The following is a 24,381-nucleotide window of genomic DNA, read 5'->3' as shown; positions in this document are numbered from 1 at the left end:
TCAGCCCATCACCGTGAGCAGCGCCGACTCGACGGTGAGGCCCGGCCCGAACGCCATCGCCGCGACCCGATCGCCCGGCGCGGCGCTCCCGTCGAGGATCCGGCGCAGCACGAACAGCACGGTCGCGCTCGACATGTTGCCGTAGTCGCGCAGGGTGTCGCGGGCCGGCACGAGCTGCGCCTCGCTGAGGGCGAGGCGGGTCTCCACCTTGTCGAGGATGCTCCGCCCGCCCGGGTGGATCGCCCAGTGCTCGACGGCCCCGCTCGAGGCATCGGTGGCGAGCGCCTCGGCGAGGGCCGGGTCGTGGGCGAAGAGCGGTTCGAGCGCGCCGGTGATGTGCTCGTCGATGATCGCGGGCACCGCGTTCGACAGCACCATCTCGAAGCCGTGGTCGCCGATCTTCCACGCCATGTCGCCCTCGCCGGTCGGCGTGATGCGGGTGGCGAAGCGGTCGAGCGCGAACGCGCGCTCGCCGGGCTCGGGTGCGCGCGCGGTCACGACGGCGGCCCCGGCCCCGTCGGCGAAGAGCGACGACGCGACGATCGTGTCGGGGTCGTTCGACGAGCGGAGGTGCAGCGTGCACAGCTCGACCGAGACGACGAGCACGACCGCCGAGGCATCCGCCTCGCAGAGCTGGGCGGCCAGCCGCAGCGCGGGGATCGAGGCATAGCACCCCATGAAGCCGAGGTGGTAGCGCTGCACCCCCTCGTCGAGGCCGAGTTCGCGGGCGATCATGAAGTCGGGGCCCGGCGCGTAGAAGCCGGTGCAGCTCACGGTGATCACGTGCGTGACGTCGGCGGCCTCGATCCCGGGCGTCGCGGCGACCGCGGCGCGCCCCGCCTCGACGTAGAGTCCGGTCGCGTGCTCGGCGTAGAGCTCGTTGCGGGCCTTCGTGCCCGGCAGCAGCAACTCGCCGGAATCGATGTCGAAGAACACCGGGTCGTCGGGGTGGGCGTCGCGACTCAGCTCGTCGAGCACGGTGTACCGGGTCTCGATGCCCGAGACGTCGAAGCTCGTCTGGATGATGCGCTGGCCGAGCCGGCTCAGGCCGGGCTGGGACGCGAAGACGTCGCGCACCTCGGGCTGGACGAGCACGGTCGGCGGAACGACGGTCGAAAGTCCCCTGAGCGCGACGGTCATGCCCCATCGTAGGGTCGCGGGCGGCATCCGGGGCAAGGGGTTTCGTCGCGTTCCGCGCCGGCAGCGGCGATTGCGGCGCCCCACGCAGGGTCTACCCCGCCGGAGCCCGCAGCCGTATCATGCAGTCAGATTCGTCGCGGTCACCGAGGAGGCTGACGTGCTGATCCAGGAATTCGATCTCCCGTCCGATCCGCGGCTGCTGCCGAGGAAGGGCCGCGAGGAGCTCGGGAAGTCGGCCCGCTCGGCCAGGCCGCTCGAGGACCACGCCGCGCTCGGCCCGGGCGCGCGCGACCCGATCGACACACTCGAGCGTCAGGCGCTCTCACGGGTGCCGGGGCTCGTCGGCCTCCGCTACGCGCGCATGGCCGCCTCGCCCTTCGCCTTCTACCGCGGTGCGGCCGCGATCATGGCCGACGACCTGCGCGAACTGCCCGACTCCGGCGTGCAGACCCAGCTCTGCGGCGACGCGCACCTCTCGAACGTCGGCTTCTACGCCTCACCCGAACGCGCCCTGGTCGTCGACCTCAACGACTTCGACGAGACCGCCCCCGGCCCGTTCGAGTGGGACGTGAAGCGCATGGCCGCGAGCTTCGAGATCGCCGCTCGCGCCCGCGGCTTCGACGACCGCGAACGCATCGCGATCGTCGAGCGGGTCGGCCGCGCCTATGCCGCCGCGATGGACACGGCGGCGCGAACCCCCACGCTCGAGCTGTTCACCGCGCGACTCGACATCGACGCCGTCATGGCCGACATCGGCAGCGAGCTGCCCGAGAAGGTGTCCGAGCGCGCCGAGGAGGCCGTCACGAAGACCTACCGTCGCGACAGCCGCCAGGCTGCCGAGAAGCTCGCGGTGCGCGACGACGACGGAGTCCTGCGGTTCCGGTCCGATCCGCCGCTGCTCACCCCGCTCCGGGACCTGGCCGAGCGCGGCGGGTTGTCCTACGAAGCGGCACAGGCGCGGCTGTTCGGCGTCCTCGAGCAGTACCGCGCGTCGCTCGCGCCCGAGCGGCGACGCCTGCTCGAGCGCTACCGCATGGTCGACGCGGCGATGAAGGTGGTGGGCGTCGGCAGCGTCGGCACCCGGGCCTGGGTCGTGCTCCTCCAGGGCGACGCCAAGCGCGACGTCCTCGTGCTGCAGGCGAAGGAGGCGCAGCGCTCGGTCGTCGAGCCGCCCGATCGTCCGAGCGAGTACGAGCACCAGGGGCAGCGGGTGGTGCACGGCCAGCGCGTGATGCAGACGCTCAGCGACATCCTCCTCGGCTGGACGAGCGGCGAGGGTCTGGACGGCATCACGAGAGACGTGTACCTGCGCCAGTTCCGCGACTGGAAGGGCTCGGCCGAGCCCGAGCGCATGGAGCCCTCGACGATGCGCCTGTACGCGCAGTACTGCGGCATCGTGCTCGCCCGGGCGCACGCGCGGGGCGGCGACCCTGCGACGATCTCGGGATACCTCGGCGGCGGCAAGACCTTCGCCCGGGCACTCGTCGGGTTCGCGACCGCCTACGCCGATCGGACCGAGGCCGACCATGCCGCGCTCCTCGCGGCGATCGCGAGCGGCCGCCTGGAGGCCGCGACCCTGTGACCGCGGCGGTCGCGGCAGCCACGCGCCGCGGTCGCGCCGGCCGAGAACGACGGATGCCTCGGGCGAGAGCCGCCCGAGGCATCCGTGCTGTGCGTTTCGCGTGTCAGGCGAGCAGCTTGGCCTTCGCGGCCGCGAACTCCTCGGCCGAGAGGATGCCCTGCTGCTGCAGCGCCGCGAGCTTCTGCAGCTCGGCGACCACATCGACGCCGGCTGCCGGCGCAGCGGCCGGCTGGGCGGCCGCCTGCTGGGCCGCAGCCTGCTGGGCGAAGGCCTGCTGCTGCTCGTACTGCTGCTGCTGCTCGTACGCCTGCGCGTCGTACTTCTGCTGCGCGCGCTCGTTCTGACGACGAGCGACGTTGCCGGAGACCGCGGTCGCGGTGCCCGCGACGACGGCCGTGCGTGCGGCCATTCCGATGAGGCCGGGACGACCCATACGACCCAGAGGCATGATCAGTTCTCCTCACCGCTCGCGTCGGCGAGCAACTGGTTCACGACCGGCGCCGGAATGCGCTCGGTCGACAGCACCACACCGCCGCCGGCGGCGAAGCGCGATGCGAGCTTCTTGGCCCACAGCAGCTCGAAGGCCGCGAGCGCGGCCGAGGTGCCCGGCGGGATGAGCTCGGCGAAGTCGTCGACGTCCTCGGCGCCGACGAGCCCCGACTGCTCGAGTTCGAGCACGCCGAAGCCGTACGACTCACCCTCGTCCTCGATCTCGACGATGCGGACGGCACCGTCGGGCTCGCGCGACACGATCACGAGGTCGAGCAGGCGAACCTCGCCGCCCTCGACCAGTTCTTCGAGCGCCTCGACAGTGCCCGGGTCGAGCCGATCCCCCTCGAATCCCACCAGATACAGCTCCACCGGGCCGTATTCGAATTCCGCCATGATTCCCCTTGGCTCGAACGATGCCGATCGGCGGTCGCCGACCACACATCCGAAGACTAACCCCGCCCGTCCGTGCCGCGCCAGAGAGCGTCGCTCCGCTGCCCGCGAACTGGGGTCGCGTCGACAATCCCGGCCACGTGATCCTTCCGCCGTGGCCCTCGTCCCGATAGCGTCGGATGGGTGCGGGATGCACCGCAGCAGAGCACGAGGGGAAGCTCCACATGTCCAAGGAATTCACGGGGACGGTCAAGCTCGACGTCCGCGACTCGGTCGCCGACTGGGCGCCGTACGAGACACCGAAGGCGCCCGAGGGCGCACCCAACATCCTGGTGATCCTCTACGACGACACCGGCCAGGCCTCGTGGTCGCCCTACGGCGGCCGCATCGACATGCCGACGATGGACCGCCTCGCGCAGAACGGCCTCACCTACACGCAGTGGCACACGACCGCGCTGTGCTCGCCGACGCGCTCGACGTTCCTCACGGGGCGCAACCACCACGCGAACGGCATGGGCAACATCATGGAGGGCACGAACGGCTTCCCGGGTCTCTCGGGGCACATCCCCGCCGAGTGCGCCACGATCGGGCAGGTGCTGCAGCAGAACGGCTACTCGACGTTCTGGGTCGGCAAGAACCACAACGTCCCCGAAGAGGACGTCTCGGCGGGCGGCTCGAAGTCGCAGTGGCCGCTCGCGATGGGCTTCGACCGCTTCTACGGCTTCCTCGGCGGCGAGACGAACAACTGGTACCCCGACCTCACCGAGGACAACCGCTTCATCGAGCAGCCGTACTCGCCGGAGGAGGGCTACCACCTCTCGAAGGACCTCGCCGACCAGGCGATCCGCATGATCCGCGACCAGAAGGCGTCGAACCCCTCCAAGCCCTGGTACACCTGGTTCTGCCCGGGCGCGAACCACGCGCCGCACCACGCCCCGGCGGAGTACATCGCCAAGTACAAGGGCAAGTTCGACGACGGCTACGACGCCTACCGCACGTGGGTGCTCGAGCGCATGATCGAGCGCGGGGTGCTGCCGGCCGACACCGACCTCACGCCGTTCAACCCGCTGCCCGAGGACCAGGCGAACGCGGCCGACTACGTCAAGCCGTGGGACTCGCTCGCCGACGATGAAAAGCGTCTGTTCAGCCGCATGGCCGAGGTCTTCGCCGGCTTCAGCGAGTACACCGACGCCCAGATCGGTCGCATCGTCGACTACCTCGAGGCCTCGGGCCAGCTCGAGAACACGCTCATCTTCTACTGCGCCGACAACGGCGCATCGGGCGAGGGCTCGCCCGACGGCTCGGTCAACGAGAACAAGTTCTTCAACGGGTTCCCCGACGACCTCGCCGAGAACCTCGCGAAGATCGACGTGCTCGGCGGCCCCGAGACGTACAACCACTACCCCACCGGGTGGGCGGCCGCGTTCTCGACCCCGTACCAGATGTTCAAGCGCTACTCGCAGTTCGCCGGCGGCACCTGCGACCCGATGGTCATCCACTGGCCCGCAGGCATCTCGGCCAAGGGCGAGATCCGCAACCAGTACCACCACTCGACCGACATCGTCGCGACGATCCTCGACGTCATCGGCATCGAGTTCCCCGACGAGTTCCGGGGGGTGAAGCAGCGGCCCCTCGACGGCGTGTCGATGAGGTACTCCTTCGACGCCGCGCCCGACGGCCCGACCGAGAAGCAGGTGCAGTACTACGCGATGCTCGGTACGCGCGGCATCTGGAAGGACGGCTGGAAGGCCGCTGCCATCCACGCCCCGCTCACCGGCCACGGCCGCTTCGACGAGGACCGCTGGGAGCTCTACCACGTCGAGGTCGACCGTTCGGAGTCGAAGGACCTCGCGGCCGAGCACCCCGAGAAGCTCAAGGAGCTCGTCGACGCCTGGTTCGACGAGGCGGAGAAGAACAACGTGCTGCCGCTCGACGACCGCTCGGCCCGCGACCAGCTCACGATCGAGCGCCCGCAGTCGGAGCCGCCGCGCACCCGCTACGTGTACTACCCCGACACGGGCGCGGTGGCCGAGTCGGTCGCCGTCAACGTGCGCGGCCGCTCGTTCAAGATCATCGCCGACGTCGTGCTCGAGGAGGGCGCGCAGGGCGTCCTGTTCGCGCACGGCTCCCGCTTCGGCGGCCACTCGCTGTTCATCAAGGACGGCAGACTCAACTACGTCTACAACTTCCTCGGCATCCCGCCCGAGCAGTCGTACGCGTCGGAGGCGCTCACGCCCGGCAAGCACGCACTCGGCATGGAGTTCATCCGCGATGGCGCCGGCGAGCACGGCGAGTCGGTCGGCACCTGCAGGCTTTACGTCGACGACCAGATCGTCGCCGAGGGCCCGATGCGGGCGCAGATCGGCAAGTTCACCCTGTGCGGCGACGGCCTCTGCGTCGGCTACGACAGCGGCGACGCCGTGAGCAGCCAGTACGCCGACTCGTTCCCGTTCTCGGGCGGCAAGCTCCTGGGCGTCGCGGTCGACGTGAGCGAGGAGCAGTACCTCGACCTCGAGCTCGAGGCCCTCGCGGCGCTGGCACGCGAGTAGCGGTCGACTGCCGCGAACACGGATGCCCCGGTGGGAACCTCCCACCGGGGCATCCGCCGTCTCGGGCCGGTCAGTCGAGCTGGGTTGCGAGCTTGAGCCGCCTCGGACCGTTCACTCGCCGGTCGGTTCGTCGTCGGCGCGGGTTGCGGCCGGCGCGTGCTTCTTCTCCTCGCGGCGCTGCATGCGCACGAGCTTCGCCTCGGCGTCGAGTTGGGTCATCTCGCGCTTCGCGTCGTCGACCTCGCCGAGCGCCGGAAGCACCCACGCGACCGAGGGGTTGGAGTCGACGAGCAGCATGCGCACGAGCAGCGTGAGCGGCACGGCGAGGATCGCCCCCATCGGCCCGAGCACGACGGCCCACACGAGCACCGAGACGAAGGTGAGCGACTGGCTGAGCGAGACCGCGTTGCCGACGATCCTCGGCTGGATGATCGACTGGATCACGGCGTTGATGAGGCCGTAGACGACGATGACGGCGACGACCGTCGGCCAGCCGCCGACGAGCGCACCGAAGACGAGCGGCGGGATGAGCGCGATGAAGTACCCGATGTTCGGGATGAAGCTGCAGAGGAACGAGAGCATGCCCCAGAGGGCGGCGCCGGGGATGCCGAGCAGCGCGAGCGCGAACCAGTTGATGAGGCCCTGGGCGATTCCGAGTCCCGTCGTCGCCACCATGTAACGGCGCACACCGTCGGCGAACCGCAGGAGCCCCGTCGCGACCTCGGGGCGCTTGCGCCCGATCCCCACGACCACCGTGGGCACGTACGACGAGTCGAACGTGATCAGGATGAGCATCGTCAGGAGGATCACGGCGAAGGAGATGAAGCCCGCGGCGCCGCCCAGCAGGCTCGACACCACGCTGCCGATCGCCCCGACGATCTTGCCCGGGTCGAACGAGCTCATGAGCGCGTTGACCTGCTCCTGGCCGACGCCGAGGCTCTCGAGCCACTGCGCGGCAGTCGCCGCCCACGTCTCGAACTCCGGCGCGTACTCGGGCAGCAGGGTCGCGAACTGCGCGAACGAGATGACCAGGGCGAACACGAAGCCGCCGAGCAGCAGCACGACCGTGAGCAGCACGATGAGCGTGGAGATCCCGCGGGGCACGCCGCGCCGCTCGAGTCCGCGCCGCACGGGGTGCACGCAGATGACGAGCACGAGCGCCAGGAACGTCGACGAGAAGACGTCGCGCATCGCCGCGATGCCGAACAACGAGACCACCAGGCCGGCGAGCCCGAGCAGCAGGAAGGCGTTCCGGTGCGGGATCACCGCGCTCCGGGCCGGGTGCTCGGGCTTCGCCGGAGGCGGCGCATCGTCATGCTTCTTCTTCCACCACATCGCGGACCTCCCCGGTTGGGCTTCCAGTATCGGGGACCGGGTGGCCCCCGTCATCCTTCTTCTCGCGTGAATCGCGCGCCGGCAGGCTGCCCTCGCTCTCGCCGGTGAGGCGTCTGAGCGCGACCGCGCCCGGGTCGGGCTCGAGCAGCAGGGCTCGCACGAGCAGCGAGAGCGGCACCGACAGGATGGCGCCGATCGGCCCGATCACGAACGTCCAGAAGACGACGGAGAAGAAGGTGAGCGTGAGGCTCAGTCCGACCGCGTCGCTCACGAACTTGGGCTGCACGAGCACCTGGAGCACGACGTTGATGACGCAGTAGATCGCGATCACGGCGAGCATGAGCGGCCATCCGCCGACCACGAGCGCCAGGATCGCCGGCGGGATGAGCCCGATGATGAAGCCGATGTTCGGGATGAAGTTGGTGACGAACGCGAGGATGGCCCACACGATCGGGATCGGCACGCCGACGGCCCAGAGCAGCAGGCCGTCGAGCACGGCGACGATCGCGCCGAAGGTCGCGTTCACGACGTAGTAGCGACGCACCCCGGTGAAGTACCGGCGCGCGATGCCGTCGGCCGCCGGGCTGCCGAAGATCCGGGCGGATGCCCCGCCCGCGGCCGCGCGGAAGCGGGCGCCGTCGACCGTCATGAAGATCACGTAGGTGAGCACGAAGAAGAACGCGGTCGCGAAGCCGAGCACCTGGTCGGCGATGCCGAGCGCCGCCGATCCGATCGTCGCCGGGTCGAGCCATCCGGCCGCCGTCTCGGCCGAGGGCGCGGTGAAGCCGAGGCCCTGCAACCAGCCGATCACCCCGTCGGCCGTCGACCCCAGCTCCTCCGCGAGCTCGGGCAGCATGGCGACGAACTGGCCGACCGCGTAGACGAGGAGGAACGCGAGCACCGCGAGGATGAGGTAGGCGACCACGATCACGGCGGTCGAGGAGAGCCAGACGGGCCATCCCCGACGTTCGAGGGGGAACCGCACCGGGTACGCGATGATCACGACGACGGCGGCGAGCGCGGCCGTCGCGAGCAGGTCGCGGGCCAGCCACACGCCGCCGAAGAACACCACCGCCGCGGCGAGCGCGACGAGCATCCGACTGCCGTGCCGGTATGCCCGCCCCGACCCCTCGCGGTTCGCCGACGTGCCCTGTTCACTCAACTCAGAAGCTCCCGATCCCCTTGCCGACCATGACGACGCCGATCACGAGGAGCAGCACGGCCATCACGGTCGCGTTGTTGTGCACGAGCCAGCCGCGCAGCGATTCGAGCGGCGCCGCCATCCGCTTCGATGCGAGCAGGTAGCCGATCACGGGGATCGCGACGGAGCATCCGGCGATGACCGTGAACACCACGACGGCGACGGTGGTCTCGCCGGCGCTCAGCCCGGCCGTGCCGATCACCACGCCCGCGCCGGCCGCCATCAGCAGGTTCTTCGGGTTCACCGCGGAGAGCAGGAAGCCGAGCCCGGCCCCCTTGACCGCGTTCAACTGGTCGATCGCCGACATCCACTTCGGCAGCTCGGGCTCCTCGCCGGGCGCGGGCCGCGAACGCCACTGCTTCAGGGCGAGCAGCAGCAGCAGCGCGCCGAGGATGATCTTCACGGTGCCCGCGATCGGCTTGGACGCCTCGGGGTCCGCCGCGGGGATGATCGACGCGAGCAGCACGAACACGACGACCGCGACGACGATGCCGAGGAGCCAGCCGAGCAGGAAGCCGAGGCTCGTGCCCTTCGCCTTCGGCGAGAGCAGCATGAGGATGGCTGAGATGATCGGGATCGGGCTGATCGCGACCCCGAGTGCGAGGGGGAGGATGTCTCCGATGACGGGACCCATGCGCCCTCCCTATGCCTTCACGAGTTCGGGCAGCCGCCAGCTGCCGTCGAACCAGGGCTCGAGCGGGCCGTAGAGGCGCAGCATCGGGAACCAGCTCTTGCCGGGGATGGTGGGGATCCAGTTGGACTCCCGGCCTGCGGGCGCCTCGGGCGAGAACCACAGCACGTACGACCCGTCGGCCTCGGGCTGGACGGTGCCGGTGAGGCTCGAGAGCGCGGGGTAGGCCGTCGACTGCAGCAGCGAGCGGGTCTGGGTGTCGTAGACGTCGATCGACCAGAAGTTCTTCGCCGGCGGGTCGGCCGGGATCGTGAGCGAGTAGGTCGCCGCCCCGTCCAGCACCTCGCCCGAGGCATCCTCGGCGGTGTAGGCGTAGGCCGAGCCGGCCCCGATCTGCGCGTGCGCCATCGCGGGCGTGATCACGGTCGCGAAATAGTGGAACTGGGTGCGCGCATCGAGCAGGCGGGCCCCGTTCCTGAGGAACTCGTAGCTGCCGCCGATGAACGCGTTCTTCCACGAGACGCCCTCCCAGAAGAAGGCGCCGGGATCCCTCGGCTTGTAGACGAGCGCCCGCGAGATGACGGCGCCGAGCTTCGCGCCCTCGTCGAGCAGCCGCCTGCGACGCTCGTCGGGTTCGAAGGGTGCGCCGTGCACGATGCCGAGTGCGGCGAGCTGCCCGGCGCGCTCGACGTCGAGCGCCTCGACCGGCTCCTCCTGGACGAGTTCGTCGATCTCGTGGAAGAACGCGAGGTCGTTCGAGTGGACGGTGTTGATTCGGGCGTCCGCGATGTTGACGAACGTGTTCTCGCGCGGCGAGTCGGCCTCACTGAGGGGGTAGATGCGCGTCTGCTTCATCGCCGGCACGCCACCGAGCGCTCGCAGCACGACCCAGTTCGCGAAGGTCGGGCTCTCGTAGGTGAAGTAGCCCTCGGGCCGCTCGCCCTCGTAGCCCGGCGGCAGGAAGAGGTACTTCCCGCCCGCACCCTTGTCGGGACCGGCGATGCCCATGTCGGCGACGTAGCGGAACCAGAAGTCGTCGACGACGCACAGCGACTGCGGCGGCGCCTCGATGACCGTCGGGCCCCAGGCCTTGAGGTCGAGGAACGTGGTGCCGTAGGTCGTCTCCGTGTTCGGCGTCAGGAAGATCCCGCCCGAGTTCGCGCGCGGGTCGGTGAAGCCGATCACGTCGGGACTGCTCACCCCCGCGGCACGCAGGCCGTTGCGCATCGCGACCAGCGACGCACCCGGCATCGAGTTCAGGAACGCCTCGGCCGCCCGCATCAGGTCGAGCCCGTCGTAGATCGTCGGCACGCTCGCCTCGCGCGGCACCCCGTCGACGAGCTCGAGACGGCCGAACGGCGTCTCGACGACGTCGGGCGTCGAGATGCGGGCGATCTCCGCGGCGAGCTCCTCCGGGCTCAGGCCCCCGGTGGCGGGCGCGACCCCGGCCGTTCCCGTCCTCGATTCGGTCATGCGTCCCCCTTCACGAGTGCGGCGATCGCCGCACGATTGGTCTCGAACGTGGCATGTGCGCCCAGCAGCCCGAGCGCGATGAGCCGCTCGCGGGCATCGGGCCGCACCCGGCTGAACGAGAGGTCGATCTTCTCTCGCTCGAGCCAGACGAGCAACGCCTCGAACGCCTCGGCGCCGGTCACGTCGATGTCGGTGACCGCCTCCATGTCGATCACGAGCTGGCGCACCGGTCCGTTGCCCGCCTCGCTCGCGCGCCGCACCGCCTTCTTCACGGCGTCGGCGAACACCGAGCCGTTGGCGAAGAACAGCGGTGCCGCCAGGCGGATGACGATGACGCCGGGAGCGGTCACGTCTCCCTTCGGCGCACCCTCCAGCAGCGAATCGCCCGGCTCGCCGCTCGCCTCGAGCACGTCGATCGCCGGGTTCGCCGCCCGCTTCGCGAGGTTGATGAGGGCGAGCACGAACGCGACCACGATGCCGGGGATCGACCCGACGAACAGGGTCACGAGGAAGCACACCGCACCGACGGCGAACTCGAAGCGGTCGACCTTCCAGAGCGCCGCGAAGTCCTTGATGCCGAGCAGCGGCAGGATCGCGACGCCGACGATCGCGCCGATCGCCGGGGAGGGGATGTCGGCGAGGAGCGCCGTCCCGAAGAGGAGCAGGAGGAGGGTTCCGGCCGCGAGCACGAGGGAGGGCAGCTGGGTGCGCGAGCCCGCCTGGTCCATGGCGGCGGTGCGCGAGGTCGACGAACCGACGGCGAAGCTGCCGGAGGCGCCCGCGGCGATGTTGCCGAGGCCGAAGGCGAAGAGGTCGCGGTTGGGGCTCGTGGGGTACCCGTGCTTCTCGCCGTACGAACGGGAGACGAGCAGACCCTCGGCCGTGGTCACGAGGGTGAGCGCGATCGCCGACGGGATGAGCGCGAGCCACATGGTCCAGTCGATGACCGGCCAGGTGAGCGCGGGCGGGCCCGCCGGCACCTCGCCGAGCACGTCGACCCCGGCGTCGGCGAGCTGCGCCACGACGACGAGGACCGTCGCGGCCACGAGCACGACGAGCGCCCACGGAACCTGCCCGAGGAACCGCTTGCCGAGGAGCAGCACGGCGACCGAGCCGGCCGAGATGGCGATCGACCAGAGGTTCGCGGTGCCGAGTCCGGTCACGAGCCCGACGACCTTGTCGACGAACTCGCCGCCCGAGTCGATCTTCACTCCGAGCATCTTCGCGATCTGGCTGACGAGGATGTCGAGGGCGAGGCCGCCGACGAAGCCGACGAGGATCGGCTTCGAGAGGAAGTTCGCGAGGAAGCCCAGCTTGAACACCGCGAGCAGCAGGAACATGACGCCGCAGATGATCGCCTGCGCGAGCGCGAGCGTCGCGTAGTCGGCGCTGCCCGCCGCCGCGAGCCCGCCGATCGAGCTCGCGACGAGCGCGGCTGCGGCCGCGTCGGGCGAGGCGACGAGCTGCCGACTCGAGACGGCGAGCGCGTAGACGATCGTCGGCACGATGAGCGCGTAGAGGCCCGCGGTCGGCGGCAGCCCGGCGATCTGCGCGTACCCGATGTTCAGCGGGATCGCGATCGCGAGCAGCGTCACGCCCGCGGTGAGTTCGCGGACGAGGTTCTTGCGGGTCAGCCCGGCGAGCGGCTTCTGCATCTGCTTCCTTCGCGTCCTCGGTCGATCGCTCGGCGTCACGGCCGCGCCGGCCCGGACGGGGAGGCGGGCGCGGTGGGCTCGGCGGGTTCGGGGGCGGCGATCTCGAGCGCCGGGGCCCTGGTCACCATCAGCCAGATCGGCAGGATCACGACGCACATGACGGGCAGCACGAGGGGGTCGCCGACGACGATCGCGGCGACGAAGAGGGCGATCCACCCGTCGCGCGTGGAGACGAGCACGGTGCCGAGCACACCGCAGGCGACCGCCAGCGAGATCGGCATGCCCGGGATCACGGCGTACCCGACGAGTCCGATCGCGACGCCGATGAACACCATCGGGAAGATGCGGCCACCGCGGAACCCGGCGCTCGCGGCGACGAGCAGGGCGATGAGCTTGATCCCGGCGAACGCCGCGAGCTGCAGCGCCGTGTACTCGTCGGGGTCGGCGAGGAGCTCGCCCGTCTCCTCCAGGCCCTTGAACATCGTGATCGGCCCCCCGATCGCGCCGAGGATGCCGAGCACCAGGCCGCCGAGCGTGGTGAAGATGAGCGGATTCTTCATCGAGTGGAATGCGCGGTGCACGTAGGGGAACGCCCACGCGATCGCGATCGCGGCGAGCGCCGCGACTCCGGCGACGAGCGCGCCCGTGAGGAGGTCGATGCCACCGACCTCCGTCATCGGCTCGACCGAGAACGAGATCGTGGGTGCGCCGAGGAGGTGCATGGTGATCGCGCCCGCCCCCGCGGAGGCGAGCGGCAGGAACATGCGGTCCCAGAGCGAGCCGCCGCCCTTGATCGCGGCGAGCGTGCCGGTGAAGGCCAGGGCGGCGCCCACCGGGGTGCCGAAGAGCGCGCCGAGCGTGCCCGAGGCCGCGAGCAGCACGGCGAGGTTCGGCGGCACCGCCTTCGACATGCGGGCGAAGAGGGCGACCGTGAGTGCGCCGTTGATCGCCATGATCGGGTTCTCGGGGCCGAGGCTCACACCGCCGGCGAGGCCGAGCACGACCGCGATGAGGAGGCTCGGCAGCGCGACCAGCGGCGGCGGCGGGCCCTCGAGCCCCCCGACGGCCGAGTCGTTGCCGGCGTGCCCGGGCATGAGCCAGACGACGAGCCCGACGGCGGCGCCGATGACCGTCATCGTGAGGATGATCCACCATGGCGTCGAGCTCGTCGCGCCGACGAGGCCCGGGAGGGTCGTCCAGAGCTGGTCCTGCAGCCAGCCCGCCCCGACGTCGAGCAGCCACAGCACGAGCGCGGAGCCTGCTCCGACCGCGACGGCGGGGATCGAGAGGACGACGAGTTGCTTCACGGTGGGCCCGTCGGCGGTCAGAGGCATCCTGGTTCCTTCCTCAGAGTTCCAGCGCCGGTGTCAGCGGTGCGGACGGGAGGTCGCTCGTGACGACCGCCGCGATCCCGCGGGCGGCGAGCGTCGCCGACACCGCGTCGACGACCGCATCGGTCACGGCGATGCCGTGCATCGGGTGGTGCCAGAAGCGCACCCGGTAGACCGCGCGGTCGGCGGCGAGCGTGATCGGACGGAGTTGCACCGTCTCGCGACGGTGCACGCCCTCGGCGCCGTTCACGGCCTCGACGACGAGCGCCCGGACCGCGTCCTCACCGTCGCCTGTTCCGCCTGCCGCGACCCGCACCTCGACCTCGCTGCGCCGGGCGCCGTGGGTCGAGTTGTTGACGAGCCGCTCCTGCAGGAGCTGGGAGTTCGGGACGTGCACCGTGCGCCCGTCGACCGTGCGGATGACGACGGCCCGGCCGTTGAGCTCGGTGACGACCCCCACGAAGTCGCCGGATTCGATCTCGTCGCCGAGCGAGATGGGATGCCGCGTCTGCAGCACCACGCTCGCGGCGAAGTTGTCGGCGATGCCGCGGAGCACGAGCACGAGCACGACCGCGACGATGAGCGCGATCGCGAGCACCGGTTGCACGGAGGCGCCGAGGAAGCTCAGGGAGATGCCGATGCCGAGCAGCCAGATCGAGTAGACCGCGATGCGCTCGGCCAGCCGCTGCACGCCGACGGTGAGGTTCGGCAGGCGCGAGAGCCCGGCTCGCACGCCTTTGCGGGCGAGCGTGGCCAGCAGCCAGCTCGCGAGCAGCGTGACGACGATCCCCGCGATGCTCCAGCCGTTGATCTGCAACGACGCCCACAGCTCCGCCATGCGCACCTCCCCGTCGCGAGGCTATCGCGCCGCGGGGTGCGGGCGCCTGACCCGCACCGGGCGATTTCCGCGTCGTTCGCCGGATCGGTGCACGGAATGCCGCCGAATGGGCGCGCTCTCACGCTAGTGTCGTGCTCAGGACCGTCTTCGGTCGGGGGGCACGGGGAGACACACACAGTTCTCGCGACTCCTCAGCAGGGGGCGTCTCGGTGCAGCACTCCTGCGGCGCCCCCTCGTATCGAAGAAAGGCTCGTAATGAGTTTCTGGGAGAGTTTCTGGGACCTGATCTGGTGGTTCCTCTGGGCGTTCGCGTTCATCGCCTACCTCTTCGCCCTGTTCGCGATCATCGGCGACCTGTTCCGCGACCAGAAGCTGAACGGCTGGTGGAAGGCGGTGTGGATCATCTTCCTGATCTTCGTGCCGTTCCTCACCGCGCTGGTCTACCTGATCGCCCGCGGCAAGGGCATGGCCGAGCGCTCGGCCCGTGACGCCAAGGCAGCGCAGGCCGCGACCGACGCGTACATCCGTCAGACGGCCGGCGCTGCGGCGAGCCCGTCCGACGAGATCGCGAAGGCCAAGGCACTCCTCGACTCCGGCTCGATCAACCAGCAGGAGTACGAGGCGCTGAAGGCGAAGGCGCTCGCGCACAGCGCCTGATCCCCGCTTCACACGAAGGGCCGGATGCCAGTGGCATCCGGCCCTTCGTCGTCGGTGGGCTATTCGGCGTCGGGAGCCGACCGCTCGACCGCGACGGCGTCCGCCTCGGTCACCCCGGAGGCGCTCGCCGTCCGGAGGAACACGATGATCCAGCTGAAGATGAGGCACGCGGCGACGAGCTCGACCGCGGTGAGGTTGTAGTAGCCGGTGGCGAAGAAGATCGCCACCACGATGATCACCACGACGTACAGGTAGCCGAGGCCGACGAACACCTTCGGCACGCTGCGGATGAACCAGGGCAGCCCGATCACGATCACGGCGAAGCAGACGGCCATGCCGGTCGCGACGGTGTTGTGCACGGCGAAGAACTCGTCGACCGGGAAGATGCCGACGCAGGCGAGGAAGATGCCGATCAGCACGAGGCCGATGCGCACGATGTCGCGCCCGCGCCGATCGGGCGGGGTGCCGACCGGCAGGGTCGCCGTCGCGTAGCGCGCGACGATCGTGACGATCGCGCCGGCGACGATCAGTGTGACGTTGAAGGCCATCGCCGAGATGTCGTTCGTCATGCCGAGCGCCGAGAGGTTCTCCTTCCACCAGTGCGGATCGCTCGCCGAGAGCATGCTCGTGAGCGCGCCGACCACAAGGAAGACCGCGAGCACCAGCGAGAGCAGCATCGGAGTCATCCGCGCCGAGGAGAGGAAGGCGACGTAGCCGGTGAGCGCGATCGCGACGCCCGCAAGGGCGGTCGCGGGCAACGTGAACACGACGGCGTCGCGGAAGCTCTGCTCGAGCACCGTCGACAGCGCCACCCAGCCGAGGAGGGCGATGACGGCGTGCGCGATGGCGAGCGCGGCGACGTCGAACCAGTGCAGCCGCGCACCCGGCACCGAGAGGCCCTGGCCGATCTCGCGTCGCAGCGCCGCGTTCTCGGTGCGCCGAGCGAGCACGCGGCCGAGCACGAAGGCGAGCAAGGCCGTCACGGCCGAGGCGATGGCGACGAACTCGCCGAGCGACCCCTGGCCAGAGATGGGCAGATCGCGTCCCCAGAACGCGATGCCGCTCACGAGGCCGCCGACCACGAAGAACGCGGCGCCGACGAGCAGCGCCGCCGACTCGAGCGATTCGACGTTCTCGGCGGGGTGCCGCAGCGCTGCACCGACGGTGGTGGTGCGCGGTTCGGCGGCTGCGGGCGGCTGGGCCTCGGTACGGGTCTGCGTCACGGTGGCACTCCGATCTCTCTCTCGGGCACCACTCTAGGGGCGTGGTTCACCCATCGGTGGGATCGAGCACCTCGAGCATCGAGCCCTGCACGAACCCCGCCCATTCATAGGCGGCGCGGAGATAGTCGTCGCGGGTCTCGGCGTCGACGTCGGGCTCGTCGTCGACGTCCTCGACGCCGACCCGTTCGGCGAGGATGAGCCTGAGGTCGGTGAGGAAGGTGAGCCAGCCCCAGGCCTCGGACTGGTCGAGCTCGATCTCGACGAGCCCGCTGTCGGACCGCGCGGCAGTCGCGTCGCGCACCCGCTGGGCCGCCTGCCGCTTGCCGTCGACGAGGCTCTCGCGGGTGTAGCGGGCGTACTCGGCGGAGGCCTCGGCGTCGTCGGGATACGCGCTCGGGAGCAACCGCCCGAGCGCGGGATCGTCGGGTTCGCCGAGCAGCAGCACCGAATCGACCTGGTCGGCGAGTTCCGAGAGGAGCATCGCCTCCTCGGTCTCGAGCACGAGGCGCACCCCCTCGCCTCCACCGCCGCGGCCCGCGACGATCACGCCTCGCCCCTCACGACCGTCGCCTGCAGTCCGTACCCGTGCATCGCCTGCACGTGCCGCTCCATCGCCTCGCGGTGGCCCGAGGCGACGACCGCCCGCCCCTCGTTGTGGACGAGCAGCATGAGCCGTTCGGCCTCGTCCCGCGGGTACCCGAAGTAGCTGCGGAAGACGTAGCTGACATAGCTCATCAGGTTGACCGGGTCGTCCCACACGATCGCCTCCCACGGCACCTCGACCGCGGCGCGCAGGGCGTCGTCGGTGTCGGGTCGTTCGAGGGTCGTCGTCATTCCTCCAGCCTGACACGATGTCCGCCCGCCCGCATCCCGCGGGCCCGCATCCCGCTCACGCCGCGCGACGCGACGCCGTGACCGTGAACTTCGCGTTCCGCGCGATCTGCCGGGTCGACCCCACGACGCGCTCGAGGAGCGGCCGGTAGCGGAGGTGCGAGTTCCACACGCACCACAACTCGCCGCCGGGTGCGAGCACGCGCGCGGCGTCGGCGAACAGGTGGGCGGCGATGCCGGTCGAGATCGCCGCGTCGCTGTGGAACGGCGGGTTGAGGACGATCAGCCGTTCGCTCGCGTCGGCGAGCTCCTCCAGTCCGTCGGCTCGGGTCACGTGCACCCGGTCGGCGACGCCGTTCGCCTCGGCGGTCAGCCGGGCGGATGCCGCGGCCGCCGCCGAGCGGTCGGTCGCCGTCACCCGCACTCCGGGCCGCGCCCGGGCGAGCCACGAGGCCACGACGCCCGAGCCGCACGCGAGGTCGACGGCGGTCGCAGCATCGGGGACGGCGTCGGCGAGCTGGGCGAGCAGGAACCGGGTGCCGATGTCGACCCCCGTGCCGGCGAACACGCCGCCGTGCGCGACGACCGTGAGCGACAGCTCCCCGTGGTGCGCGCGGCGGGGCCAGTCGGCGTCGGCCGCGGTCGCGGACGCCGCGCCGCGCGGCTCGCGCGCGATGAGCACGCGGGACTTCTGCCGTGCGTGGCTCACGTCGAGGCGGGCGAAGCGACGGCCGAGCACCTCGTTCATCGCGTGCGACATGTGCTTGATGCGGCCCCCGCCGACGACGACGACCTCGGTATGCGCATGCGCGGCGACGAGCCCGGCCACCTCGTCGAGCCGGTCGAGCGAGCGAGGGAGGCGCAGCAGCACGAGTCGGGCGCCCGCGAAGAGCTCGGGTGCGAGCGGTACGGAGGCGACAGCGTCGGCGAGTCCGAGTCGTGCCGCGTTCCCGGCGAGCGCCCGCTCGCCCGTGACGAGGTCCTGATGCGCTCGGATGCCGCGCGCCCCGGCGTCGGCCGCGGCGAGCGCGAGCGCCCCGTAGGTGTCGTCGACGACCACGAGCTCGCCCGGCGCGGCCGCGTCGATGAGGGCCGCGGCTTCGTCGAGGATCAGCCGGTCCGCGGCATCCGATGCCTCGAGCCCCGGCCCCTCGACGTCGGGGCTGCGCCGCAGGGCGCCGAAGTCGAAGGGCATTCACCCAGCGTACGACGCGTCGTACAGATGTCGACGGCCTCTCCCGCTCGCGGCATCCTCCCGGCTAGCCTGTCGAATGTCGACACGACTTCTGGGGGTTATCAGTGACCATCGAAGCTCAGCACAGCACCGACGACGTCCACGGCGTCGAATGGTGGGCCCTCGCCCCCGATGACGTGATCGCGGAGGCGAAGACCGAGGCGACGCGCGGACTCACCGCGGCCGAGGCCGAACGGCGACTCGCCGAGGCCGGGCCGAACGCCCTGCAGAGCGCCCCGCCGCCGAGCGTGTGGCGCATCGCGCTGAGCCAGGTGCTCGAGCTCATGACCCTGATGCTCATCGCGGTGACAATCGTGTCGCTCCTCATCGGGCAGGTCACGACGGCGATCATCGTGGCGATCCTGGTGCTCTTCAACGTCATCACGGGCACGCAGCAGGAAGTGAAGGCCCGTCGCAGCGTCGACGCGCTCGCCAAGCTGCAGACGCCCAAGGCACGGGTGATCCGCGATGGGACGCTGCTCCAGATCGAGGCGACCGGGCTCGTCCCCGGTGACATCGTCGAGCTGGAGTCGGGCGACCTCGTGCCCGCCGACGGACGGATCCTCCGCTCGGCGAACCTCGAGACGCAGGAGGCCTCGCTCACCGGCGAGTCGCTGCCGATCCCGAAGGGCCCTGCCGAGAACTCGGCGGACACGGCGCTCGCCGACCGCACGTCGATGGTGTTCCAGAACACCTCCGTCACCCGCGGCACCGCCCGCATCGCCGTCGTCGAGACCGGCATGCGCACGCAGATGGGCCGGATCGCCTCGCTGCTCACGCAGGTCGGCGACAAGAAGTCCCCGCTGCAGCTCGAACTCGACGGACTGACGAAGGTGCTCGGCATCATCGCCTGGAGCGCCGTGCTCGTCATCGTCATCATCGGCTTCGTGCGCGGCCAGAGCCTCGACGAGCTGCTGTTCCTCGCCACGGCCGTCGCGATCTCCGCGATCCCGACGGGCCTGCCCGTGTTCGTGCAGAGCCTCCTCGCCTGGGGTGCGTCGAAGCTCGCGAAGGAACGCGCGATCGTCGCGTCGCTGAACGACGTCGAGACGCTCGGCGCGACGAGCGCCATCTGCTCGGACAAGACGGGCACGCTCACCCTCAACAAAATGACGGTGCGCACCGCCTGGTTCGGCGGCAACACCTACCGCGTCACCGGCGAGGGCTACTCGTTCGACGGCAAGGTGCTCGGCACCTCCGACGAGCCGCTCGACGCTCCGACGCTCGGGCTCGCGGTCAGCCTCCCGAACGACGCGACCGTCACAGCCGAGGGCGAGGTGGTGGGCGACCCGACGGAGGCCGCGCTCGTGGTGCTCGGTGCGCGGCTCGGCATCGACGCCGACCAGGCCCGCAAGGACTACCCGCGCCTCGCGGAGGTGCCCTTCGACTCCGACTACAAGTTCATGGCCACCCTGCAGCGGGTTCCGGTGCGCGGCGAGCAGCGGCTCGTGCTCCTCGTGAAGGGCGCGCCCGACGTCGTGCTCGGGCGATGCGCGACGATGCTCGGCGAGTCGAGGGACGTGGAGCCCCTCGCCGCCGGTTCGGCGACCGCCGAGCTCGAGCGCATGTCGGCCACCGGCCTCCGCACGCTCGCGATCGCCGCCAGATTCCTCGACGACGGCGACGAGGGATCGGTGGCCGCGGACCCGATGTCGTGGGTCTCCGAGCTCGTGCTCATCGGCATCGTCGGCATCGTCGACCCGCTGCGCCCCGAGGCGAAGGCCGCGGTCGACATCGCCCACCGCGCCGGCATCGACGTGCGCATGATCACCGGCGACCACGCCGTCACCGCGGGGGCCATCGGCGCCGAGCTCGGGCTGGGCTCGGGGGCCGTGAGCGGAGCCGACCTCAAGCAGATGAACGACGAGGAGCTCCTGCGGCGACTGCCCGACCTGCACGTGTTCGGCCGGGTCACCCCCGACGACAAGCTCCGACTCGTCGGGCTCCTGCAGTCGGAGGGCGCCATCGTGGCCATGACCGGCGATGCCGTCAACGACGCCGCGGCGATCAAGCAGGCGAACATCGGCGTCGCGATGGGCTCGGGCTCCGAGGTGACGAAGCAGGCGGCGAAGCTGGTGCTCACCGACGACAACTTCGCCACGCTCGTGCACGCCGTGGAGCTCGGCCGCATCGTCTACTCGAAGATCACCGCCTACCTGCGCTTCCAGATGACGCAGCTGCTCAGCCTCATCATGCTGTTCCTCGCCGCGAGCGCGTTCTCGATCGCCGAGGGCGTCGCGCTCTTCCCGGCGCAGGTGCTCTTCATCAACTTCTTCGTGGCGCTGTTCGCGGTGATCGCGATCGCCGCCGACGCGAACCCGCCCGGAATCATGAACCACCCGCCGCGCGATCCGAAGGTCGGCGTCGTCAACCGCGTCTCGCTCGTCGAGTGGCTCGTCTACGGCGCGGTCATCTTCCTCATCGCCCTCGTGCCGCTCGTGTGGGGGCCCGATGAGCCGAGCCCGGTGGAGCCGACGGCGTCGATGACCATGGCGTACGTCGTGCTCGGACTCGCCACCGTGCTGAGCGCCCTGCTCATGCGGCGCACGCCCGAGTCGGGCCTGCTGCCCCCCATCGCCGCAGTCGCGAAGATCCTGGTCTGGCCCGTCGTGCTCATCGTGGCGTCGACCGAGCTCGGGCTGTTCCAGCGGATGCTCGGCACGGTGTCGCTGACGGGCTGGCAGTGGCTGCAGTGCATCGGGCTGACCCTGATCCTCCTGGTCGTCGTCGAGGGCGACAAGTGGCTGCGCCGACGCCGGATCGCAAGCCGTCCGGCCGCGGCCCCGGTGGCCGCCGCCGGCGTCCGCTGAGTCCCGACCGCACGCGCGATTCGCCGACCACCGAGCTCGCTGGGTGCGGCTCCCGGCCGCGTTTGCTACCCTCGGTGCCGCATGCAGGACGCACGAACCGGGGGATGGCGGGCGGCGCGGCAGAAGGTCGCGACGCCCGTGACGCGTCCCCAGCGTGACGCGGCGACCCGATCGCGCATGCCCCGGCGATCGCTCAGCGCGGCCGCCGTGGTCTCCGTCTTCGGGCTCCTCGCCGGCCTCGCGCTGGCACCGCTGCCGCAGCCGGGCGGCTCGCTGCCGACCGCCGCGGCGGATGCCGCCCTGCAGGGGGACGGGCAGGCGGTACGGGTCGGTGCCGAGGTCGCGGCTCCGGCCGTCTCGCGCGAGTCCTACGTCGCCACGACCGGCTCGCAGACGCTCGTCGCCGGCGGCACGAACGTCGATTGGGCCAAGCTCGTGCTCGTCGAGGGCGGCTGGCCGCTCAGCGACGAGAACGTGACGTTCATGATGCGGTGGATGCGGCAGGAGAACGGCGCCGACAACTGGTGGAACCGCAACAACCCCCTGAACAACGGACAGGGATCCGGTGGCGGTTCGGGCCTCGGCAGCTACCCCACCCTCGTCGAGGCGGCCTACTTCGCGGCGGAGAACCTGCAGTCGGGTCGCTACCCCGAGGTCGACGCGGCGCTCGCACGCGGCGATTCGGCCGATGCGACCGCGCAGGCGATCTGGGCATCGGCCTGGGCGTCGAGCCACTACGGCTACGGCACCCACTGGAGCTCGCGACCCTACGAGGTCATCGAGGCGCCGCCCTCGGCCTGGGGCCGCTGAGTCGGGCTACCCGCGCTCGAGCGGCCGCCACACGACGACCGCGTTCTCGCGGCGCACCCGCGTGCCGGCCTTGAGGCTGATGACCTCGCCCGCCGAGCCCGCCGCGAAGACGCGGCGACCGGGCCGGTTCAGCATCTCGTCGGCGAGCGCACCCTCGAGTTCGCGCACGCGGGCGCGGAGGATCGCCACCTCTTCTTCGAGGCCGAGCACCCGCCGGATGCCCTCGAGGCTCACCCCCTCGCTCGAGAGCTGGGCGATCTCGCGCAGCTGCGCGACGTCGTGCATCGAGTAGCGACGCGACTTGCCCGCGGTGCGCGTCGGCGAGACCAGCCCGAGCCGGTCGTACTGGCGCAGCGTCTGGGGGTGCATCCCCGCGAGCTCGGCCGCGACGGAGATCACGAAGAGCGGGCTCCGCTCGTGCACCTCCATCACCTAGCCCTTCGCCTTCGCAAGCAGCTCGTCGCGCGGGTTCTCGTCGGGCAGCGCTGCGGCGAGGGCCTCGACGGCGGCCTGCGCGTCCTTCGAGAGGTGCGAGGGCACCGCGATCTGGACCACCGCGAGCAGGTCGCCGGTGCCCTTCTTCGTCTCGACGCCGCGACCCTTCACGCGCAGCACGCGACCGCTCGGCGTGCCGGGGGCGACGCGGAGCTTCACGGGATCGCCGCCGAGGGTGGGCACCTGGATGGTCGCCCCGAGCGCCGCCTCCGCGAAGGTCACCGGCACGGTGACGCGGAGGTTCAGGCCGTCGCGCTCGAAGACGGGGTGTTTGCGAACGTTGACGGTGAGGATGAGATCGCCGGCCTCGCCGCCGTCGGGCGAGGGATGGCCCTTGCCGCGCAGGCGGATCTTCTGGCCGTCCGAGACCCCGGCGGGGATGCGCACCGTGAGCGGCTTGCCCTCGGCCGTCTGCAGGGTGACCTGGTCGCCCTTGGTCGCGGTGATGAAGTCGAGGGTCGTCGTCGCGGTGACGTCGCGGCCGGGGGTCGGCCCGCCGTAGCCGCGGTAGCCGCCCGAGGGCTGGCCGAAGCGGCCCCCGCCGAAGAGCCCGCCGAGCAGGTCGTCGTAGTCGCCGCCCTGCTGGAAGGTGTACGACTGGCTGCGCCCGCCGCCCTGGCCGAACATGCCGCCGAAGACGTCGTCGAATCCGCCGTTGGCGCCGCCGGCGCCCGGCGCGGTGAATCGCGCACCGCCGCCCATCGCGCGGATCGCGTCGTACTCCTTGCGCTGCTCGGGATCGGAGAGCACCGAGTTCGCCTCGCTGATCTCCTTGAACTTCGTCTCGGCTGCGGCGTCGCCCGGGTTCTGGTCGGGGTGGTACTTGCGTGCGAGTTTGCGGTAGACCTTCTTGATCTCCGCGTCGCTCGCGTCTTTGGAGACGCCGAGCACCTGGTAGAAGTCCTTGTCGAACCAGTCCTGACTGGCCATCGGCACCTCCTTCCTCTGAGTCTGTCCGAATGTGGAACGCCGGTCGAGTAGCGGAGCGCATCGAGACCGCTGACGGGTCTCGATCCGCTCCGTCGTCGCTACTCGACCGGCGGTGGGTGACGGCTACGCCGCCGGTGTCTTGACGACGACCTTCGCGACGCGCAGCTGCACGCCGCCGAGGGTGTAGCCGGTCTCGACGACGTCGGCGACGGTGTCGATCTCGACCTCGTCGCTCGGCTGCTGGAAGATCGCCTCGTGGCGCTGCGGGTCGAACGGCTCGCCGACCTCGCCGAACGCGGCGAGCCCGAGCTTCTCGACGGCGCCGCGGAGCTTCGCGGCGATCGTCGCGAACGCGGTGTCGCCCTCGAGGTCGCCGTGCTTCTCGGCCCGGTCGAGGTCGTCGAGCACGGGCAGCAGCACGGCGACGGCCGCGCCGACCGCGCGCTCCCGCTCGACCTCGCGGTTCGCCTCGGTGCGCTTGCGGTAGTTCGCGTACTCGGCGGTGACCCGCTTGAGGTCGGCGAGGTGCTCGTCGCTCGGCTCCTGCACCTCGGCGTTGGCCGCGTTCAGGATGTCGTCGACCGTGAGCTCGGCCTCGTCGTCGAACGAGTCGGATGCCTCGGCCCCCGAGCCGTTCGAACCGCCCGCCTCGGGGGCGCCCTCTTCGGGCGCCCCGTCGGCTGCCGGCTGCCGAACCGCACCGGTCTCGGGGTCGATGCGACGCTTGTCGCGGATCACCGGCTCCTCGTGGTTCTGGTTCTGCTCGTCGGTCAT

At 70.8% G+C, this 24,381-nt stretch carries 22 protein-coding genes; 5 read left to right on the top strand and 17 right to left on the bottom strand.

Annotated features, from left to right (window positions below):
- Nucleotides 1-1,140 (bottom strand): type III polyketide synthase, encoded by a 1,140-nt coding sequence (locus ACFVTR_RS14070; RefSeq protein WP_387038207.1) that lies wholly within the window; start codon nt 1,138-1,140, stop codon nt 1-3.
- A gap of 157 nt (nt 1,141-1,297) precedes the next feature.
- Here ACFVTR_RS14070 and ACFVTR_RS14065 point away from each other — a divergent pair, with 157 nt between their 5' ends.
- A complete protein-coding gene (locus tag ACFVTR_RS14065) occupies nt 1,298-2,722 on the top strand; it encodes a DUF2252 domain-containing protein (RefSeq protein WP_387038205.1) in 1,425 nt (474 codons plus the stop codon).
- A 103-nt stretch (nt 2,723-2,825) separates the two neighbouring features.
- On the opposite strand, the gene ACFVTR_RS14060 is transcribed toward ACFVTR_RS14065, so the two are convergent.
- A complete protein-coding gene (locus tag ACFVTR_RS14060; protein WP_387038203.1) occupies nt 2,826-3,170 on the bottom strand; it encodes an SHOCT domain-containing protein in 345 nt (114 codons plus the stop codon).
- Between the two features lie 2 nt (nt 3,171-3,172).
- Nucleotides 3,173-3,607, bottom strand: coding sequence for a DUF6325 family protein (locus tag ACFVTR_RS14055; protein ID WP_387038201.1), 435 nt, complete (start codon nt 3,605-3,607; stop codon nt 3,173-3,175).
- A gap of 221 nt (nt 3,608-3,828) precedes the next feature.
- Here ACFVTR_RS14055 and ACFVTR_RS14050 point away from each other — a divergent pair, with 221 nt between their 5' ends.
- Nucleotides 3,829-6,153 (top strand): arylsulfatase, encoded by a 2,325-nt coding sequence (locus ACFVTR_RS14050; RefSeq protein ID WP_387038199.1) that lies wholly within the window; start codon nt 3,829-3,831, stop codon nt 6,151-6,153.
- Nucleotides 6,154-6,264: 111 nt separating this feature from the next.
- Here ACFVTR_RS14050 and ACFVTR_RS14045 read toward each other — a convergent pair whose 3' ends face one another.
- The 7 genes from ACFVTR_RS14045 to ACFVTR_RS14015 are packed head-to-tail and all read right to left on the bottom strand — an operon-like array spanning nt 6,265 to nt 14,617.
- Nucleotides 6,265-7,488, bottom strand: coding sequence for an AI-2E family transporter (locus tag ACFVTR_RS14045; RefSeq protein ID WP_387038198.1), 1,224 nt, complete (start codon nt 7,486-7,488; stop codon nt 6,265-6,267).
- On the bottom strand, nt 7,466-8,650 hold the full coding sequence (locus ACFVTR_RS14040; RefSeq protein ID WP_387038196.1) for an AI-2E family transporter: 1,185 nt from the start codon (nt 8,648-8,650) through the stop codon (nt 7,466-7,468). Before ACFVTR_RS14040 ends, ACFVTR_RS14045 begins: the two co-directional genes overlap by 23 nt.
- 1 nt (nt 8,651) lies before the next feature.
- Complete coding sequence (locus tag ACFVTR_RS14035) at nt 8,652-9,323, bottom strand: GAP family protein (protein ID WP_387038193.1); 672 nt, start codon at nt 9,321-9,323, stop codon at nt 8,652-8,654.
- 9 nt (nt 9,324-9,332) lie between these two features.
- Entirely contained in the window at nt 9,333-10,793 is a 1,461-nt protein-coding gene (locus tag ACFVTR_RS14030; protein ID WP_387038191.1) for a DUF1254 domain-containing protein, read from the bottom strand.
- Complete coding sequence (locus ACFVTR_RS14025) at nt 10,790-12,448, bottom strand: SulP family inorganic anion transporter (protein WP_387038189.1); 1,659 nt, start codon at nt 12,446-12,448, stop codon at nt 10,790-10,792. Before ACFVTR_RS14025 ends, ACFVTR_RS14030 begins: the two co-directional genes overlap by 4 nt.
- 35 nt (nt 12,449-12,483) lie before the next feature.
- Nucleotides 12,484-13,782, bottom strand: coding sequence for an ion channel protein (locus ACFVTR_RS14020; protein WP_387038187.1), 1,299 nt, complete (start codon nt 13,780-13,782; stop codon nt 12,484-12,486).
- 13 nt (nt 13,783-13,795) lie between these two features.
- Entirely contained in the window at nt 13,796-14,617 is an 822-nt protein-coding gene (locus ACFVTR_RS14015; RefSeq protein WP_387038185.1) for a mechanosensitive ion channel family protein, read from the bottom strand.
- A 255-nt stretch (nt 14,618-14,872) separates the two neighbouring features.
- Between ACFVTR_RS14015 and ACFVTR_RS14010 the strand changes: the two genes are divergently transcribed.
- Nucleotides 14,873-15,274, top strand: coding sequence for an SHOCT domain-containing protein (locus ACFVTR_RS14010; RefSeq protein ID WP_387038183.1), 402 nt, complete (start codon nt 14,873-14,875; stop codon nt 15,272-15,274).
- A gap of 59 nt (nt 15,275-15,333) precedes the next feature.
- Here ACFVTR_RS14010 and ACFVTR_RS14005 read toward each other — a convergent pair whose 3' ends face one another.
- The 4 genes from ACFVTR_RS14005 to ACFVTR_RS13990 are packed head-to-tail and all read right to left on the bottom strand — an operon-like array spanning nt 15,334 to nt 18,523.
- Complete coding sequence (locus ACFVTR_RS14005) at nt 15,334-16,497, bottom strand: DUF998 domain-containing protein (RefSeq protein WP_387038181.1); 1,164 nt, start codon at nt 16,495-16,497, stop codon at nt 15,334-15,336.
- A 46-nt stretch (nt 16,498-16,543) separates the two neighbouring features.
- The gene (locus tag ACFVTR_RS14000) at nt 16,544-17,044 is read right to left on the bottom strand and encodes a DUF2017 family protein (protein ID WP_387038180.1); all 501 of its coding nucleotides are present in this window, start codon (nt 17,042-17,044) and stop codon (nt 16,544-16,546) included.
- The gene (gene clpS / locus ACFVTR_RS13995; RefSeq protein ID WP_387038178.1) at nt 17,041-17,331 is read right to left on the bottom strand and encodes an ATP-dependent Clp protease adapter ClpS; all 291 of its coding nucleotides are present in this window, start codon (nt 17,329-17,331) and stop codon (nt 17,041-17,043) included. Before clpS ends, ACFVTR_RS14000 begins: the two co-directional genes overlap by 4 nt.
- A 55-nt stretch (nt 17,332-17,386) precedes the next feature.
- Complete coding sequence (locus tag ACFVTR_RS13990) at nt 17,387-18,523, bottom strand: class I SAM-dependent methyltransferase (protein WP_387038176.1); 1,137 nt, start codon at nt 18,521-18,523, stop codon at nt 17,387-17,389.
- Nucleotides 18,524-18,627: 104 nt separating this feature from the next.
- On the opposite strand from ACFVTR_RS13990, the gene ACFVTR_RS13985 reads away from it, so the two are divergent.
- Entirely contained in the window at nt 18,628-21,372 is a 2,745-nt protein-coding gene (locus tag ACFVTR_RS13985; RefSeq protein WP_387038173.1) for a cation-translocating P-type ATPase, read from the top strand.
- Between the two features lie 81 nt (nt 21,373-21,453).
- Nucleotides 21,454-22,182: a hypothetical protein gene (locus ACFVTR_RS13980; RefSeq protein ID WP_387038171.1), complete on the top strand. Its 729-nt coding sequence runs from the start codon at nt 21,454-21,456 to the stop codon at nt 22,180-22,182.
- A 6-nt stretch (nt 22,183-22,188) separates the two neighbouring features.
- Here ACFVTR_RS13980 and ACFVTR_RS13975 read toward each other — a convergent pair whose 3' ends face one another.
- The 3 genes from ACFVTR_RS13975 to ACFVTR_RS13965 all read right to left on the bottom strand — a co-directional run bounded on the left by ACFVTR_RS13975 (nt 22,189) and on the right by ACFVTR_RS13965 (nt 24,381).
- Nucleotides 22,189-22,611 (bottom strand): heat shock protein transcriptional repressor HspR, encoded by a 423-nt coding sequence (locus ACFVTR_RS13975; protein WP_387038169.1) that lies wholly within the window; start codon nt 22,609-22,611, stop codon nt 22,189-22,191.
- A gap of 3 nt (nt 22,612-22,614) precedes the next feature.
- Complete coding sequence (locus tag ACFVTR_RS13970) at nt 22,615-23,607, bottom strand: DnaJ C-terminal domain-containing protein (RefSeq protein WP_387038167.1); 993 nt, start codon at nt 23,605-23,607, stop codon at nt 22,615-22,617.
- A gap of 123 nt (nt 23,608-23,730) precedes the next feature.
- Nucleotides 23,731-24,381, bottom strand: a complete 651-nt coding sequence (locus ACFVTR_RS13965; RefSeq protein ID WP_376942930.1) for a nucleotide exchange factor GrpE — start codon at nt 24,379-24,381, stop codon at nt 23,731-23,733.

Origin of the sequence: Agromyces sp. NPDC058126, assembly GCF_042884595.1 — a bacterium.
Classification (GTDB): domain Bacteria; phylum Actinomycetota; class Actinomycetes; order Actinomycetales; family Microbacteriaceae; genus Agromyces.
The sequence above is the reverse complement of the archived record's forward strand: the minus strand, read 5'-3'. Positions and strand labels throughout refer to the sequence as shown.

Bases quoted from the DNA above. Each gene is read 5' to 3' on its own strand.
- ACFVTR_RS14060 (WP_387038203.1), bottom strand. From the start codon at position 3,170: ATGCCTCTGGGTCGTATGGGTCGTCCCGGCCTCATCGGAATGGCCGCA.
- ACFVTR_RS14025 (WP_387038189.1), bottom strand. From the start codon at position 12,448: ATGCAGAAGCCGCTCGCCGGGCTGACCCGCAAGAACCTCGTCCGCGAA.
- clpS (WP_387038178.1), bottom strand. From the start codon at position 17,331: ATGACGACGACCCTCGAACGACCCGACACCGACGACGCCCTGCGCGCC.
- ACFVTR_RS14020 (WP_387038187.1), bottom strand. From the start codon at position 13,782: ATGCCTCTGACCGCCGACGGGCCCACCGTGAAGCAACTCGTCGTCCTC.
- ACFVTR_RS13975 (WP_387038169.1), bottom strand. From the start codon at position 22,611: ATGGAGGTGCACGAGCGGAGCCCGCTCTTCGTGATCTCCGTCGCGGCC.
- ACFVTR_RS14015 (WP_387038185.1), bottom strand. From the start codon at position 14,617: ATGGCGGAGCTGTGGGCGTCGTTGCAGATCAACGGCTGGAGCATCGCG.
- ACFVTR_RS14010 (WP_387038183.1), top strand. From the start codon at position 14,873: ATGAGTTTCTGGGAGAGTTTCTGGGACCTGATCTGGTGGTTCCTCTGG.
- ACFVTR_RS14055 (WP_387038201.1), bottom strand. From the start codon at position 3,607: ATGGCGGAATTCGAATACGGCCCGGTGGAGCTGTATCTGGTGGGATTC.
- ACFVTR_RS13970 (WP_387038167.1), bottom strand. From the start codon at position 23,607: ATGGCCAGTCAGGACTGGTTCGACAAGGACTTCTACCAGGTGCTCGGC.
- ACFVTR_RS14050 (WP_387038199.1), top strand. From the start codon at position 3,829: ATGTCCAAGGAATTCACGGGGACGGTCAAGCTCGACGTCCGCGACTCG.
- ACFVTR_RS13980 (WP_387038171.1), top strand. From the start codon at position 21,454: ATGCAGGACGCACGAACCGGGGGATGGCGGGCGGCGCGGCAGAAGGTC.
- ACFVTR_RS13965 (WP_376942930.1), bottom strand. From the start codon at position 24,381: ATGACCGACGAGCAGAACCAGAACCACGAGGAGCCGGTGATCCGCGAC.
- ACFVTR_RS14030 (WP_387038191.1), bottom strand. From the start codon at position 10,793: ATGACCGAATCGAGGACGGGAACGGCCGGGGTCGCGCCCGCCACCGGG.
- ACFVTR_RS14070 (WP_387038207.1), bottom strand. From the start codon at position 1,140: ATGACCGTCGCGCTCAGGGGACTTTCGACCGTCGTTCCGCCGACCGTG.
- ACFVTR_RS14035 (WP_387038193.1), bottom strand. From the start codon at position 9,323: ATGGGTCCCGTCATCGGAGACATCCTCCCCCTCGCACTCGGGGTCGCG.
- ACFVTR_RS13990 (WP_387038176.1), bottom strand. From the start codon at position 18,523: ATGCCCTTCGACTTCGGCGCCCTGCGGCGCAGCCCCGACGTCGAGGGG.
- ACFVTR_RS14045 (WP_387038198.1), bottom strand. From the start codon at position 7,488: ATGTGGTGGAAGAAGAAGCATGACGATGCGCCGCCTCCGGCGAAGCCC.